The organism is Streptomyces sp. NPDC002577 (assembly GCF_053594815.1).
This window is the reverse complement of sequence record NZ_JBSFWK010000003.1, coordinates 146720-162483: the sequence shown is the minus strand read 5'-3', so window position 1 is coordinate 162483 and position 15764 is coordinate 146720. Positions and strand designations below refer to the sequence as shown.

General features: G+C 69.2%; 10 protein-coding genes. 6 read left to right on the top strand and 4 right to left on the bottom strand.

What is annotated here, in order from left to right; all coding sequences use genetic code 11:
- Positions 1 to 104 precede the first annotated feature (104 nt).
- Together ACWD4J_RS06390 and ACWD4J_RS06385 are read left to right on the top strand one after the other, a co-directional pair.
- On the top strand, positions 105 to 1214 hold the full coding sequence (locus ACWD4J_RS06390) for a RecB family exonuclease (RefSeq protein ID WP_451394158.1): 1110 nt from the start codon (positions 105 to 107) through the stop codon (positions 1212 to 1214).
- A 14-nt stretch (positions 1215 to 1228) separates the two neighbouring features.
- Positions 1229 to 1900: a response regulator transcription factor gene (locus ACWD4J_RS06385; RefSeq protein ID WP_351290111.1), complete on the top strand. Its 672-nt coding sequence runs from the start codon at positions 1229 to 1231 to the stop codon at positions 1898 to 1900.
- A 107-nt stretch (positions 1901 to 2007) separates the two neighbouring features.
- On the opposite strand, the gene ACWD4J_RS06380 is transcribed toward ACWD4J_RS06385, so the two are convergent.
- The 4 genes from ACWD4J_RS06380 to metH form a co-directional block, all read right to left on the bottom strand.
- Positions 2008 to 3597, bottom strand: a complete 1590-nt coding sequence (locus ACWD4J_RS06380; protein ID WP_451394157.1) for an ABC transporter substrate-binding protein — start codon at positions 3595 to 3597, stop codon at positions 2008 to 2010.
- Between the two features lie 57 nt (positions 3598 to 3654).
- Positions 3655 to 5262, bottom strand: a complete 1608-nt coding sequence (locus tag ACWD4J_RS06375) for an ABC transporter substrate-binding protein (protein WP_451394156.1) — start codon at positions 5260 to 5262, stop codon at positions 3655 to 3657.
- 410 nt (positions 5263 to 5672) lie between these two features.
- Positions 5673 to 6371, bottom strand: a complete 699-nt coding sequence (locus tag ACWD4J_RS06370; RefSeq protein ID WP_451394155.1) for an HAD-IA family hydrolase — start codon at positions 6369 to 6371, stop codon at positions 5673 to 5675.
- Positions 6372 to 6622: 251 nt separating this feature from the next.
- Positions 6623 to 10141, bottom strand: a complete 3519-nt coding sequence (metH, locus tag ACWD4J_RS06365; RefSeq protein ID WP_451394154.1) for a methionine synthase — start codon at positions 10139 to 10141, stop codon at positions 6623 to 6625.
- A 260-nt stretch (positions 10142 to 10401) separates the two neighbouring features.
- Between metH and ACWD4J_RS06360 the strand changes: the two genes are divergently transcribed.
- From ACWD4J_RS06360 to ACWD4J_RS06345, 4 genes are all read left to right on the top strand, one after another.
- On the top strand, positions 10402 to 11166 hold the full coding sequence (locus tag ACWD4J_RS06360) for an IclR family transcriptional regulator (RefSeq protein ID WP_451394153.1): 765 nt from the start codon (positions 10402 to 10404) through the stop codon (positions 11164 to 11166).
- Between the two features lie 394 nt (positions 11167 to 11560).
- Positions 11561 to 12349, top strand: a complete 789-nt coding sequence (locus tag ACWD4J_RS06355; protein WP_451394152.1) for an MIP/aquaporin family protein — start codon at positions 11561 to 11563, stop codon at positions 12347 to 12349.
- 78 nt (positions 12350 to 12427) lie between these two features.
- On the top strand, positions 12428 to 13987 hold the full coding sequence (gene glpK / locus ACWD4J_RS06350) for a glycerol kinase GlpK (protein WP_451394151.1): 1560 nt from the start codon (positions 12428 to 12430) through the stop codon (positions 13985 to 13987).
- Between the two features lie 18 nt (positions 13988 to 14005).
- The gene (locus tag ACWD4J_RS06345; RefSeq protein WP_451394150.1) at positions 14006 to 15631 is read left to right on the top strand and encodes an FAD-dependent oxidoreductase; all 1626 of its coding nucleotides are present in this window, start codon (positions 14006 to 14008) and stop codon (positions 15629 to 15631) included.
- The last annotated feature ends 133 nt before the right edge of the window (positions 15632 to 15764 follow it).

Here is a 15764-nt window from a genome sequence, read left to right as displayed (position 1 = left end):
CGCCTCGACTCCCCCTCTCTCCGCCCGGGTTGCCGGGCGGTACGGATGCGGGTACAGGGCTTGCGGTACGGCACTGTCAGTGGCGGGCCGTAAGGTCTGTCGTCATGGAAACCAGCTCCGACGGTGCCGCGGCGCCCGCGCCCTCTGCCGTGGCTGCCGGGCCCCCGGCGTCGCTGTCGCCCTCGCGTGCCGGCGACTTCATGCAGTGCCCGCTGCTCTACCGGTTCCGGGTGATCGACAGGCTGCCCGAGAAGCCGAGCGAGGCGGCCACGCGCGGCACCCTGGTGCACGCCGTGTTCGAGAGGCTGTTCGACGCCCCTGCAGCCGAGCGTACGGCGCCTCGCGCGAAGTCGCTGATCCCCGGCCAGTGGGACCGGCTGCGCGAGGCGAGACCGGAGCTGGCGGAGCTCTTCGCCGACGCCGACGAGCAGGCGGCGGGCGAGCGGCTGGCCCGCTGGCTGGCCGAGGCCGAGGCGCTCGTCGAGCGGTGGTTCTCGCTCGAGGACCCGAGCCGCCTCGAACCCGCCGAGCGCGAGCTCTTCGTGGAGGCCTCCCTGGAGTCGGGGCTGAAGCTCCGCGGCATCATCGACCGCGTCGACGTGGCGCCCACGGGCGAGGTCCGGATCGTCGACTACAAGACGGGCAAGGCCCCCCGCCCCGAGTACGCGGAGGGTGCCCTGTTCCAGATGAAGTTCTACGCCCTGGTGGTGTGGCGCCTCAAAGGCATCGTGCCGCGCCGCCTGCAGCTGGTCTACCTGGGCAGCGGTGACGTCCTGACGTACGACCCGGTCATGGCGGATCTGGAGCGTGTGGAGCGCAAGCTGCTGGCGCTGTGGGACGCGATCAGGCTGGCCACGGAGACGGGCGACTGGCGGCCGCGGCCCACGAAGCTGTGCGGCTGGTGCGACCACCAGGCGTTCTGTCCGGAATTCGGCGGTACTCCCCCGCCGTATCCGCTTCCGATCAGGACGCGCGCGGCCGGCGGCGACCGCCTACCGGTCGATCCGGTCGGACCCGTCGGTGACGAGGTCCCGGTGGCCGCGGCTGGATCCGTCGGCGCATCCGACGCCGGCAGCCGCCCCCTCTCAGGCGGTACCGCCCAGGCGGACGGGCACCTCACTCCGGCCGCGGCGTCGGGCGCCGACGGCAATCAGCCACCCTCCAGGGCGCCCGGGGAAGGCGGCGCGGCGCAGGGCAGAATGGGGCCGGGCTAGCGAAGGAGAATCACGTGGCGATCCGCGTCCTACTGGTCGACGACCAGCCGCTGTTGCGCACCGGGTTCCGGATGATTCTGGAGGCCGAGCAGGACATCGCGGTCGTCGGCGAGGCCGGGGACGGCCTGCAGGCGCTCGACCAGGTCCGTGCTCTGCAGCCCGATGTGGTCCTGATGGACATCCGTATGCCGCGTATGGACGGTGTCGAGGCGACCCGGCAGATCACCGGGCCCGGCCGGGACGGGCCGGCGAAGGTCCTCGTCCTCACCACCTTCGACCTCGACGAGTATGTGGTGGAGGCACTGCGGGCGGGCGCCAGCGGCTTCCTGCTCAAGGACGCCCCGGCGAACGAGCTGGTCCAGGCGATCCGGGTGGTCGCGGCGGGTGAGGCGATGCTCGCGCCGAGCATCACGCGCCGGCTGCTCGACAAGTACGCCGGGCATCTCCCGTCGGGTGACGAGCCGGTGCCGGACACGCTGCACACGCTGACCGAGCGCGAGGTCGAGGTGCTGAAGCTGGTGGCCCGGGGCCTTTCCAACGCCGAGATCGCCGCGGAGCTGTTCGTGAGCGAGACCACGGTCAAGACGCACGTAGGGCATGTGCTCACCAAGCTGGGCCTGCGCGACCGCGTCCAGGCCGCGGTGTACGCGTACGAGAGCGGTCTGGTCCGGCCCGGCGCCCAGTAGGCTCCCGGGCTCACCGGGCCCCAGCCACCCGAGACACCGAGGGCCGCCCTTTCGAGAGCGGCCCTCGCTGTACAGCACCCACTGCGTACCGGCACAGCCCTTGCCGATCAGCCCTTGCTGATCTCCCAGAACCGGAAGACCGTCGACGCGTCGAGGCAGTTCTCCAGGCCGTACACGCGGTCGTGGACGACGGCGTACTGCTTGGCCTGCCACACGGGGATGACCGGCAGCTGGTTGGCCACGATGTCCTGGAGCTGGGCGTACTGCCTGTCGGTCGCGGTGCGGTTGCTCTGCGCGGCCGTGCGGGGAATGATCTTCCCGGTGATCGTGCTGTTCTCGTAGCGGTTGTCGAGGACGTTGCCGTCGCCGAAGAAGGGCTGCGTGAAGTTGTCCGGGTCGGGGTAGTCCGGCACCCAGCCCTTCACATAGACGCCGTACTTGCCGGCCGCGATGTCCTTCTCGTACGTGTCGTACTCGACCGATTTGACGTCGGCGTCGAACAGTCCGCTGGCGTTGAGCTGCTTGGCGATCGCCTTGAACTCCTGCACGGTGGCCGGGCCGTAGCGCGAGGGGGTCGCCCACAGCGTCAGCTTCACCTTGCCCGTGATGCCCTCGGCGCGCAGCGCCTCCTTGGCCTTCTCGGGCTGCGGCCGGGCGCCATAGGTGTCGAAGAAGGCGGTGTTGTGGCCGCCGATGCCGGCCGGAATGATCGAGTAGAGCGGTGCTGCGGTGTCCTCGTACACCTCGTTGACCAGCGCTTCCCGGTCGAGGAGGTAGGCGATGGCCTTGCGGACGCCGAGCTTGCCGACGACAGGGTCGTCCATGTTGAAGACCAGGTGCTGCACTTCGGCGCTGGAGCCTTCGACGACCTCGATGCCGTCGCTCTTGCCGGAGGTGTTCGTCTGGATGTCGGCGATGTCCTGCGCGGCGAGTCCACGGTAGGCAAGGTCGATCTTGTTGTTCAGCAGCGCCTTCTTCAGGGCGGTCTGGTCTCCGTGGAAGAACTTGATGGTCATCCCGGAGTTCTTGACCTCGGCGGTGCCCTTGTACTCCGGGTTGACGGAGAAGACCGCCTCGGTCTTGTTGAACGAGTCGAGCTTGTAGGGGCCCGAGCCGACCGCCTTGCCGTCGGTGCGCAGGCTGCTCCCCTTGTACTCGCGGTGGTCCACGATCGAGCCGGCGCCGGAGGCGATCTTGCTCGGGAAGGTGGCGTCGGCGTACTTGAGCTTGAAGACGACGGTCTTGGCGTCCGGTGTCTCGACCTTGTCGAGCATGGGGAACATGATCGCCGGGCCGGCGTCGTCGTCGATCTTCATCATGCGGTCGAAGGAGAACTTGACGTCCTCCGAGGTGAGCGCGTTGCCGTTGCTGAACGTCAGGCCGTCACGCAGGGTGCACTTGTAGACCTTGGTGGCGGTGTCGCTGAAGCCGCACTCCTTTGCGGCCTCGGGAGAGGGCTCCGTGGCGCCCTTGGGGAAGCTCAGCAGCGACTGGAAGACGTTGTTGAACAGCAGCCACGAGCCCGGGTCGTAGCCGGACGCCGGGTCGGTGGCGAGGACGTCGTCCGACATTCCCATCACGACGGCCTCGCCTTCGCCGGCCGAGGCGCCGTCCTGGGAGTTGCCGCAGCCGGTCAACAGGGCGGCGGCCAGCCCCGCGCTGAGGGGCGGGACCAGCCACTGGTTGCGCATTTTCACCTACGTGTGCCTTGTCGTCGTTCTCCGAAGGGAGCTTTGGCCTGCGTTACGGCCGGGTCAGTCGCTCATGCCGCGGCTGAGCTCCCACAGCTGAAGGGTCGAAGAGGAGTTGAGGGCCCACTCCGTGCCCTGAATGTCGTCGCGGGCCGCGATGTACTGCTTGCCCTGCCACAGCGGCAGCACCGGGACGTCGTCGGCGACGATGTTCTGGATCTCCTCAAGGCTGTCGCTCGCGGCGAGGCGGTCGGCCTCCCGGCGCGAGGCCGGGATCAGCTGCTTGCGGATCGTGGAGTTGGCGTACGGGGAGCCGAGGAAGTTGTCCTTGTCGAGGAACGGCGCAAGGAAGTTGTCGGCGTCCGGGAAGTCCGGGAACCAGCCCATGCCGTAGACCGCGTACGTGCCCTTCGACTCGTTCGGGCGGAAGGTCGTCCACTTCTCGCCCTTGATGCCGACGTCGAACAGGCCGCTGTCGTTCAGCTGCTTCTGCAGCAGCTCGAACTCCTTCTTGGTGGCCGGGCCGTAGTGGTCGGTCGTGTAGTTCAGGGTCAGCTTCACCGGCGTTGTGATGTTCGCCTTGGCCAGAATCGTGCGGGCCTTTGCGGGGCTCGGGTCGCCGTACTTGTTGAAGAACGAGTTGGCGTGGCCGGTGATGGTGGCCGGTACGAGCGAGTACAGCGGCTCGGCGGACGTGCCGTAGACCTCCGAGGCGATCTCACCGCGGTCGATGATCTGTGCCATCGCCTGCCGGACGGCCTTGTTCCGGACCTGCGGGGCGTCGGTGTTGAAGCCCAGGTAGCGGATCTCCAGGCCCGGCATCTCGACGAGCTTGATGTCGCTGTCCCCGCCGCCGCCCGAGTACTGCTTGATCTGCTCGGGCGACATGGTGTGGGTCATGATGTCGATGTCGCCCTTCTTCAGCGCCGCGCCCATGGCGTCGGCGCTGTCGAACGACTGCATCTCGACCTTCTCGCTCTGCGGCGTCAACTCGCCCTTGTACTCGGGGTTCTTGGTGAACACCGCCTTGACGAGCTCGTTGTTCCTGGTCTCGACCTCGACGGTGTAGGGACCGGAGCCGTCGACCTGGAACCCGTCGCGCAGCTTGGTCCTGGAGTAGTCCTTCGGGTTGACGATGCCCGCGGCCGGGGTGGCCAGTTTGTACGGGAAGGTGGCGTCTGCGGTGTTGAGGTGGAAGATGACCTCGCGGTCGCCCTTGGTCTCGACGGTGTCGATGCTGGACAGCAGACCGGAGACGCCGCTGTCGCTCTTGATGGCGCGTACGCGGTCGATGGAGTACTTCACGTCCGCGGCGGTGACCGGGGTGCCGTCGGCGAACTTCAGGCCCTTGCGCAGGGTGCAGGCGTAGCGCTCGTTGCCGTTGTCGCTGAATCCGCACTGCTCGGCGGCCTCGGGCTCCGGCTCGCCGTCGCCGCGCGGCAGGGCCATCAGGGTCTGCAGCGTCTGCCGCAGGATGTTCCAGCTGCCGACGTCGTAGGCGTAGGCCGGGTCGAGGGGCGCAGGCGCCGCGTCCGAAGCGCTGAACCGGTCGGTGGTGCCGACGACGATCGCCTTGCCGTCGCCGCCTCCGCTGCCGGAGCCGCCGCAGGCGGCGAGTGCGGGGGCGAGCAGGCCGGTGACGGCCGCCAGAACCAGGATCTTGCGGTTCATGCTCGAAGTTCTCCAGAGCTTTCAATGTCCTTGCCGCCGCCGGCAACGGGGGTGGGTGCTGACGCGGCAGGAACCTGTACGGCGATGTTCTCGCGTCGACATTAGTGCGCGGCACAGCGCGGCCCGCCGGAGCCGGAGTTGAGGGCTCATCACGCAGCGGCACCGGGTGTGGACACACCGAAAACCCGCCACAGGGAGCTTTCATCCGGTGCCGAACAAATAGGACACAACACTACTCGCGTGCTCACTTCGATCAGCGCTTCGGCATAACCGCAGAGGCCTGTCGACCCCTGCATCGCGTGGCAAACGTCACAACCTCAAGAGCACTGGTGAGAGTCTGTTTTCGGCCACCCGGCATCACGGTTCGGCTTCATCGGCCGCCATCCGCTTGCTCCTGGCGAGCCGTGCGGTCAGTTGAGCGACATCAGACCCTGGAGAAAAGGCAGGTCGACCTCTTCGAGCGAGGTGACCACCGTGCGTCCCGCGACCGGGGCGATCGGGGCCACCGAGGGGACGGCCACCACCCGGCAGCCCGCGGCCTCGGCGGCGGCGACGCCGGTAGCGGTGTCCTCCACGACGGCGCATCGGGCCGGGTCCGCACGCAGGCCGGCGGCGGCGAGCAGATAGGGGTCCGGGTACGGCTTGGTGCGCTCCACCTCGTCCCCGGCGATGGTCAGTGCGAAGTTCTCCCGCCCGAGCGAGTCCAGGACGTGGTCGATGATGCGCCGGTGGGACGCGGAGACCAGGGCTGTGGGCACCTCGTGCGCGGCGAGTTCGGCGAGTAGCCGGGCGGCGCCCGGCATCAGCGGCAGTCTGCCGTTCAGGCGCTCCTCGAACCCGTCGTTGAGCAGCACGGTGAGCTCCGGGAGCGTGATGTCGGCACCGGTGGCCTCGATGAGGAATCCGGCACTGCGCGTCATGGGCCCGCCGACGACCACGTGGCGCCATGACTCGTCCAGCACATGGCCCAGGCTCGCGAAGACCTTGACCTCGGCGTCCCACCAGAAGCCCTCGGTGTCCACCAGGGTTCCGTCCATGTCCAGGAGTACGGCCTGCAGGGCGGAGCCATCGGCCGAACGGGTACCGACTACGGGGACCGTACTCGTCATCCGCGCACACCTCCATGAGGGACGAGAAGGCCGGTTCCCAGGGGGGAACCGGCCTGCACTGGATCGACCAGTGTACGACTCGTCCGCGGTGGGCGCTCTGTGAGGTTCTTCGCGCGCGTCACCGCATGCCCTGCGGGTACTCGCAGCAGGTAGCCGGTCACTCACAGGGCGCGCGTGGTCGCGATCGTCCGCAGAGGACCGCAGGGCGTGCGCGAGCACCGCAGCGGTGGCTGCGCGGGTGGCTGTGCGTGCTACCGCGCGTTGAAGTACTTCGCCTCCGGGTGGTGGATGACGATGGCGTCGGTGGACTGCTCGGGGTGGAGCTGGAACTCCTCCGACAGCTGCACACCGATCCGCTCGGGCTCGAGGAGCTGGGCGATCTTGGCGCGGTCCTCGAGGTCGGGGCAGGCTCCGTAGCCGAGCGAGAAACGGGCGCCGCGGTACTTCAGCGCGAACATGTCCTCCATGTCGGCGGGGTCCTCACCGGCGAAGCCCAGCTCCGAACGCACGCGCGCGTGCCAGTACTCGGCCAGAGCCTCCGCCAACTGGACGGACAGGCCGTGCAGTTCGAGGTAGTCGCGGTAGGAGTCCGACGCGAACAGCTTCGCCGTCTCCTCCCCGATCCGCGAGCCGACGGTGACGACCTGCAGGCCGACCACGTCGGTCTCGCCGGACTCCTCCGGGCGGAAGAAGTCCGCCAGGCACAGCCGCCGGCCGCGGCGCTGACGCGGGAAGGTGAAGCGGGTGCGCTCGTTGCCCTGCTCGTCGAGGATGATCAGGTCCTCGTCCTTGGACACGCACGGGAAGTAGCCGTAGACCACGGCCGCTTCGAGGAGGTTCTTGGTCTGGAGCTCGTCCAGCCAGCCCCGCAGCCGCGGCCGTCCCTCAGTCTCCACCAGTTCGTCGTAGGTCGGTCCGTCACCGGTGCGGGCCTGCTTCAGGCCCCACTGGCCCTTGAACAGGGCGCCTTCGTCGAGCCAGGAGGCGTACTCCTTGAGCTGGATGCCCTTGATGACCCGGGTGCCCCAGAACGGCGGCGTGGGGACGGGGTTGTCGACCGCCACATCCGAGCGGACGGCACCCTGTTCCGGACGCTCCTCGACCTGGACGGTGGCCGCCCGCACGCGGCGCTGCTTCAGCTCCGGCAGGGCCGCTCCGGGCACGCCCCGCTTGACCGCGATCAGGGCGTCCATCAGCCGCAGGCCCTCGAAGGCGTCGCGCGCGTAGCGGACCTCGCCCTCGTAGATCTCGTGCAGGTCCTGCTCCACGTAGGCGCGGGTGAGCGCAGCACCGCCGAGGATGACCGGGTACTGGGCGGCCAGCTTGCGCTGGTTGAGCTCCTCCAGGTTCTCCTTCATGATCACCGTGGACTTCACGAGAAGACCGGACATGCCGATGACGTCGGCCTTGTGCTCCTCGGCGGCCTCCAGGATCGCGGAGACGGGCTGCTTGATGCCCAGGTTCACGACGTTGTAGCCGTTGTTGGACAGGATGATGTCGACCAGGTTCTTGCCGATGTCGTGGACGTCGCCGCGCACGGTGGCCAGAACGATGGTGCCCTTGCCCTCCGCGTCCGACTTCTCCATGTACGGCTCGAGGTAGGCCACCGCGGTCTTCATGACCTCGGCGGACTGCAGCACGAACGGCAGCTGCATCTGGCCGGAACCGAACAGTTCGCCGACGACCTTCATGCCGTCGAGCAGGGTCTCGTTGACGATGTCGAGGGCCGGGCGCTCCTGGAGCGCCTCGTCGAGGTCGGCCTCCAGGCCGTTGCGCTCGCCGTCGATGATCCGCCGCTTCAGGCGCTCCTCCAGCGGCAGGGCCGCCAGCTCCTCGGCCTTGCCGGCCTTCAGCGACTTCGCCGTGGCGCCCTCGAACAGCTGCATGAGCTTCTGCAGCGGGTCGTAGCCCTCCGAGCGGCGGTCGTAGATCAGGTCGAGGGCGGTGGTGACCTGCTCCTCGTCGAACCGGGCGATCGGCAGGATCTTCGACGCGTGCACGATCGCCGAGTCGAGGCCCGCCTTGACGCACTCGTCCAGGAAGACGGAGTTCAGCAGGATGCGGGCGGCCGGGTTCAAGCCGAAGGAGATGTTGGACAGACCCAGGGTGGTCTGCACGTCCGGGTGGCGGCGCTTGAGCTCGCGGATCGCCTCGATCGTGGCGATGCCGTCCTTGCGGGACTCCTCCTGACCGGTGCAGATGGTGAAGGTCAGGGTGTCGATGAGGATGTCCGACTCGTGGATGCCCCAGTTCGTCGTCAGGTCGTCGATCAGCCGTTCGGCGATCTCGACCTTCTTCTCCGGGGTGCGGGCCTGCCCCTCCTCGTCGATGGTCAGCGCGATCAGCGCCGCGCCGTGCTCCTGCGCCAGCGCCGTGACCTTGGCGAACCGGGACTCGGGACCGTCGCCGTCCTCGTAGTTGACGGAGTTGATCACCGCGCGGCCGCCGAGCTTCTCCAGGCCCGCCCGGATCACGTCGACCTCGGTGGAGTCGAGGACGATGGGCAGGGTGGAGGCGGTCGCGAAGCGTGCGGCGAGCTCCTCCATGTCGGCGACGCCGTCGCGGCCCACGTAGTCGACGCACAGGTCGAGCATGTGCGCGCCCTCGCGGATCTGGTCGCGGGCCATCTCGACGCAGTCGTCCCAGCGACCCTCCAGCATCGCCTCGCGGAACTTCTTCGAGCCGTTGGCGTTCGTACGCTCGCCGATCGCCATGTACGAGGTGTCCTGGCGGAACGGCACGGTCTGGTAGAGCGAGGCGGCGCCCGGCTCGGGCTGCGGCTGCCGCTCGGTGGGCGTGAGCTCGCGGACGCGCTCGACGACCTGGCGCAGGTGCTCGGGGGTGGTGCCGCAGCAGCCGCCGACGAGGGAGAGGCCGTAGTCGCGTACGAAGGTCTCCTGCGCGTCGGCCAGCTCCGGCGCGCTCAGCGGATAGTGGGCGCCGTCCTTGGTCAGCACCGGCAGGCCGGCGTTGGGCATGCAGGACAGCCGGCTGCGGGAGTGCCGGGAGAGGTAGCGCAGGTGCTCGCTCATCTCGGCGGGCCCGGTCGCACAGTTGAGGCCGATCATGTCGATGCCCAGGGGCTCCAGGGCCGTCAGCGCGGCGCCGATCTCAGAGCCGAGCAGCATCGTGCCGGTGGTCTCCACCGTCACCGACACGATCAGCGGGACGTCGTACCCTGCCGTCTGCATCGCCCGGCGGGCGGCGAGGACGGAGGCCTTGGTCTGCAGCAGGTCCTGGGTGGTCTCCACCAGCAGCGCGTCGGCGCCGCCGGCCAGCAGGCCCTCGGCGTTCTGCTGGTAGGCGTCACGGATGGCGGCGAAGGTGGTGTGGCCGAGGGTGGGCAGCTTGGTGCCGGGACCCATCGAGCCGAGCACCCAGCGCTGCCGGCCGTCGCGCGCGGCGAACTCGTCCGCCGTCTCGCGGGCGATGCGGGCACCGGCCTCGGACAGTTCCGTGATGCGCTCGGCGATGTCGTACTCGCCCAGGGCCGTGAGGTTCGCACCGAACGTGTTCGTCTCCACGCAGTCGACGCCCACGGCGAAGTACGCCTCGTGGACGGAGCGGACGATGTCCGGGCGGGTCGCGTTGAGGACCTCGTTGCAGCCCTCGAGGTTCTGGAAGTCCTCAAGGGTCGGGTCCTGGGCCTGGAGCATCGTGCCCATCGCACCGTCGGCCACCACGACACGGGTGGCGAGGGCTTCGCGCAGGGCTTCGGCCCGGGCGCGGCTGTCGGCGGGGACGGCGGAAGGGGTCGGCAACGAGGCCATGTAGTGCTCCCTGGAGTGCGACGGCTGTCGGCTTTGCGCCCTTCTTGTGGAAGGCGCACTCCGCCAGGGTAGCCGGGAGGGCCCTCCGCCCGTACGAGCGTCCAATGGCCGGACGGGCCGCCTGATCAGGCAGGCTTCCGCATTACTCTCCCGGACCGGCGTGCCGAGGGACGCGGGGTTGCTCGCGGAGTTCGGCATCGACCGATAATGTTCAGCATTGCCGAACGCTGTTGATCGAGGGGATGGGAGGGAGCGCTGCGATGGCGAAGAACATCCAGTCGTTGGAGAGGGCGGCCGCGATGCTGCGTCTGCTCGCGGGTGGCGAGCGCCGGCTGGGCCTCTCCGACATCGCCTCCTCCCTGGGTCTCGCCAAGGGTACGGCGCACGGCATCCTGCGCACCCTGCAGCAGGAGGGTTTCGTCGAACAGGAAGCCGCTTCGGGCCGCTACCAGCTGGGTGCCGAGCTGCTCCGGCTCGGCACCACGTATCTGGACGTCCACGAGCTGCGGGCGCGTGCCCTGGTGTGGACGGACGACCTGGCCCGGTCCAGCGGCGAAAGCGTCTACCTGGGCGTTCTGCACCAGCAGGGCGTGCTGATCGTGCACCACGTGTTCCGCCCCGACGACAGCCGGCAGGTACTGGAGATAGGCGCCATGCAGCCGCTGCACTCCACGGCCCTCGGCAAGGTCCTCGCCGCGTACGACCCGGTGGCGCACAGCGAGGCGCTGGAGGCCGAGCGCAAGGAGTTCACGTCGCGGACCATCAGCGACGCGGACGGCTTCGAGAACGTGCTCGACCTGACCCGCGCGCGCGGGTACGCCGCCGACGTCGAGGAGACGTGGGAGGGCGTCGCGTCGATCGCCGCGCCGATCCACGACCGGCGGCGCATGCCCGTCGGCGCGGTGGGGATCACCGGGGCTGTGGAGCGGGTCTGCCTGGACGGGCAGCTGCGTCAGGAGCTCATCGCGGCGGTGCGGGACTGCGCGCGTGCCGTCTCCAGGGATCTGGGCGCGAGCCGGTTCTGACGGGTTCGGCGCCGTTCCGTACGTAGTACGCCGTACGCCGTACGCCGACAGCCCGAGGCCCGCTTCGGGGACACGAGGGCCCGCGCGGCATGTGCGCGGGCCCTCTCCGTACGCGCCACCCGCACCAGTTGCCTGGTGAACGCACTCTCGTGGTCGCCGCTCCGGCGATCAAGGTCCTGGTGGTGATCGGACTTTTCGGCGGCAGAACCCTTGACGTTCCCGGCGCCCCAGGACAAGACTCCCGTCCATCGGTCGGCATTGTCGAACACCTACCGACAAAAGCGTTAGAGTGTGACGACGCCAGGGCCGCCCCCAACGCCCTCACATGAGGGCGCGAACCACCGGACGGACCCGGGGTTCGCCTTCCCCTGGACGAAGGACAAAGGAGTCGCGGGTGTCCAGCTCCGACATCTTCATCGGCGAGACGATAGGTACCGCCGTACTCATCCTGCTCGGCGGTGGCGTGTGCGCCGCCGTCACGCTGAAGGCCTCCAAGGCGCGCAACGCCGGCTGGCTCGCCATCACCTTCGGGTGGGGCTTCGCGGTCCTCACCGCGGTGTACATCTCGGCCCCGCTCTCCGGCGCCCACCTCAACCCGGCCGTCACCCTCGCCCTCGCGATCAAGGACAACGACTGGAGCAACGTCCCCGTCTACTGGGCGGGGCAGCTGTTCGGGGCCATGATCGGTGCCGCTCTGGTCTGGGTCGCGTACTACGGACAGTTCCTCGCCCACCTCACCGATCACGAGATCGTCGGCGGCCCGGGCGCGCAGGACACCAAGGCCGTCGAGGCACAGGAGGCCCAGGCCGGCCCCGTGCTCGGCATCTTCTCCACCGGTCCGGAGATCCGGAACGTCGCCCAGAACCTGGCCACCGAGATCATCGGCACGGTGGTGCTGGTCCTCGCCGTCCTCACTCAGGGCCTCAACGACAGCGGCAAGGGCCTCGGCACCCTGGGCGCGCTGATCACCGCCCTGGTCGTCGTCAGCATCGGCCTCTCGCTGGGCGGCCCGACCGGCTACGCGATCAACCCGGCCCGCGACCTCGGCCCGCGTATCGCCCACGCGCTTCTGCCCCTGCCCAACAAGGGCGGCTCCGACTGGGGCTACGCCTGGATCCCGGTCGTCGGCCCCCTGGTCGGCGGCGCGATCGCCGCAGGCATCTACAACGTCGCTTTCGCCTAGAGACGTCGGCTTCGCTCAGAGACGTCACCTTCGCTTAGAGCCGCAGCCCCGACAGATACCGACTTCCAGGAGCACACCGTGACCGACGCACACACCGCCGGCCCCCTCTCCCACGGCACCGGGCCGTTCATCGCAGCCATCGACCAGGGCACCACGTCCAGCCGCTGCATCGTCTTCGACCGGGACGGCCGGATCGTCTCCGTCGACCAGAAGGAGCACGAGCAGATCTTCCCCAAGCCGGGCTGGGTCGAGCACGACGCCGCCGAGATCTGGACGAACGTCCAGGAGGTCGTCGCCGGGGCCATCGAGAAGGCCGGGATCACCCGCGACGACATCAAGGCGATCGGCATCACCAACCAGCGTGAGACCACGCTGCTGTGGGACAAGAACACCGGCGAGCCCGTCCACAACGCCATCGTCTGGCAGGACACCCGCACCGACGCCCTGTGCAAGGAGCTCGGCCGCAACGTCGGCCAGGACCGCTTCCGCCGCGAGACCGGCCTCCCGCTCGCCTCCTACTTCGCCGGCCCGAAGGCCCGCTGGCTGCTCGACAACGTCGAGGGCCTGCGCGAGCGCGCCGAAGCCGGCGACATCCTCTTCGGCACGATGGACACCTGGGTCATCTGGAACCTGACCGGCGGTGTCAACGGCGGCAAGCACGTCACCGACGTCACCAACGCCTCCCGCACCCTCCTCATGAACCTGCACACGATGCAGTGGGACGAGAAGATCTGCGAGTCCATCGGCGTGCCGACGCAGATGCTGCCCGAGATCCGCTCCTCCGCCGAGGTGTACGGCGAGATCACCGGCGGCAAGCTCGGCGACCTCCTCGGCGGCATCCCCGTCGCCTCCGCGCTCGGCGACCAGCAGGCGGCCCTGTTCGGCCAGACCTGTTTCGGCGAGGGCGAGGCCAAGTCGACGTACGGCACCGGCACCTTCATGCTGATGAACACCGGCGACAAGATCATCAACTCGTACAGCGGGCTGCTGACGACCGTCGGCTACCGGATCGGCGACGAGGCCCCGGTATACGCGCTCGAGGGCTCGATCGCGGTCACCGGCTCCCTGGTGCAGTGGATGCGCGACCAGATGGGCCTGATCAGCACCGCGGCCGAGATCGAGACCCTGGCCCTGTCCGTCGAGGACAACGGCGGCGCCTACTTCGTGCCGGCCTTCTCCGGCCTGTTCGCCCCGTACTGGCGCTCCGACGCCCGCGGTGTGCTGGCCGGTCTGACCCGGTACGTCACCAAGGCGCACCTCGCGCGCGCCGTCCTCGAGGCCACCGCCTGGCAGACCCGTGAGATCACCGACGCCATGACCAAGGACTCCGGTGTCGAGCTCTCGGCGCTCAAGGTCGACGGCGGCATGACCTCCAACAACCTGCTGATGCAGACGCTCTCGGACTTCCTGGACGCACCGGTCGTGCGCCCGATGGTCGCCGAGACCACCTGCCTCGGCGCCGCCTACGCCGCCGGCCTGGCCGTCGGCTTCTGGCCGGACACCGACGCGCTGCGCGCCAACTGGCGCCGGGCCGCCGAGTGGACCCCCCGTATGGACGCGGACAAGCGGGACCGCGAGTACAAGAACTGGCTCAAGGCCGTCGAGCGGACCATGGGCTGGCTCGAAGACGAGAACTGACGAGGAGCAAGAAACCCCATGAGCAGCCAGCCCACCCTGCAGACCGTGCCTGCCCTCGGTACGCACCCGGTGTCCGGCTCCCTCCCCAGCCGTGCCGAGACCCGGGAGCAGCTTTCCAAGGCGACGTACGACCTCCTCGTCATCGGTGGCGGAATCCTGGGCATCTCCACCGCCTGGCATGCCGCGCAGTCAGGTCTGCGGGTGGCGCTGGTGGACGCCGGCGACTTCGCCGGCGCCACCTCCTCCGCCTCCTCCAAGCTCCTCCACGGCGGTCTGCGCTATCTGCAGACCGGCGCGGTGAAGCTGGTGGCGGAGAACCACTTCGAGCGGCGTGCGGTGTCCCGCCAGGTGGCACCGCACCTGTCCAACCCCCTCACCTTCTATCTGCCGGTGTACAAGGGCGGTCCGCACGGCGCGGCCAAGCTGGGCGCGGGCGTCTTCGCCTACTCGGCGCTGTCCGCGTTCGGTGACGGCGTCGGCCATGTGATCAGCCCGGCGAAGGCCCAGCGTGACGTTCCGGAGCTGCGCACCGAGAACCTCAGGGCCGTGGCCGTGTACGGCGACGACCAGATGAACGACGCGCGTATGGCGCTGATGACGGTGCGCGCGGCGGTGGAGGCGGGTGCGGCCGTCCTCAACCACGCCGAGGTCACCGGCCTGCGCTTCACCAAGGGCCGGGTCAGCGGCGCCGACCTCAAGGACAGCGTGGACGGCACCGAGTTCGGCGTCACCGCGCGTCTCGTACTGAACGCGACCGGCCCGTGGGTCGACCACCTGCGCAGGATGGAGGACCCGAACGCGGCCCCGTCGATCCGCCTGTCGAAGGGCGCGCACCTGGTCCTCAAGCGCACCTCGCCGTGGAAGGCCGCCCTCGCGACACCGATCGACAAGTACCGCATCACCTTCGCCCTCCCCTGGGAGGACATGCTGCTGCTCGGCACGACCGACGAGGAGTACGAGGGTGACCCGGCGGACGTCGCGGTCAACGAGAAGGACATCGCCCAGATACTCGACGAGGCCGCCTTCTCCGTCCGTGACCAGCAGCTGAAGCGGGAACTGATCACGTACGCCTTCGCGGGCCTGCGGGTGCTGCCGGGCGGTCCCGGCGACACGTCGAAGGCCAAGCGCGAGACGGTGGTGACCGAGGGCAGGGGCGGCATGCTGTCCGTCGCGGGCGGCAAGTGGACCACGTTCCGCCACATCGGCCGTACGGTCATGAACAAGCTGGCGGCCCTGCCCGGGCACCCGCTCGGCGAGGACATGGAGCCCATGTCGCAGCTCCCGAAGAAGCTGCCGCTGCCGGGCATCGCCAACCCGCAGGCGGTCGCGCACCGGCTACTGGTCGACGGCGGCACCCCGGGCCCGCGCATGGCCGCGGACACGGCGAAGCACCTCGCCACGCACTACGGCTCGCTGTCCTTCGACATCGCACGCCTGGCGAACGAGAACCCGGAGCTGGGCGAGCGCGTCCACCCCGACGCCCCGGAGATCTGGGCCCAGGTCGTGTACGCCCGCGACCACGAGTGGGCCGAGACGGCGGACGACGTGCTGCGTCGGCGGACGACGCTGACGATCCGTGGGCTGGACACTGAGGACGTACGGGCCAGGGTGAAGGAACTGCTGAACGGCAGGACCGGCAGGTAAGCAACGGGAGGGCAGCGCGGACCGAGGGGTGGCTTCCACGGGGGAGTCACCCCTTGGTCCTGCCCATGGTCGGCCGTGCCACCGTCCGTCGGGCCTGTTGCCGGACCGTGGCATCCCCTCGCACTCCGGACCC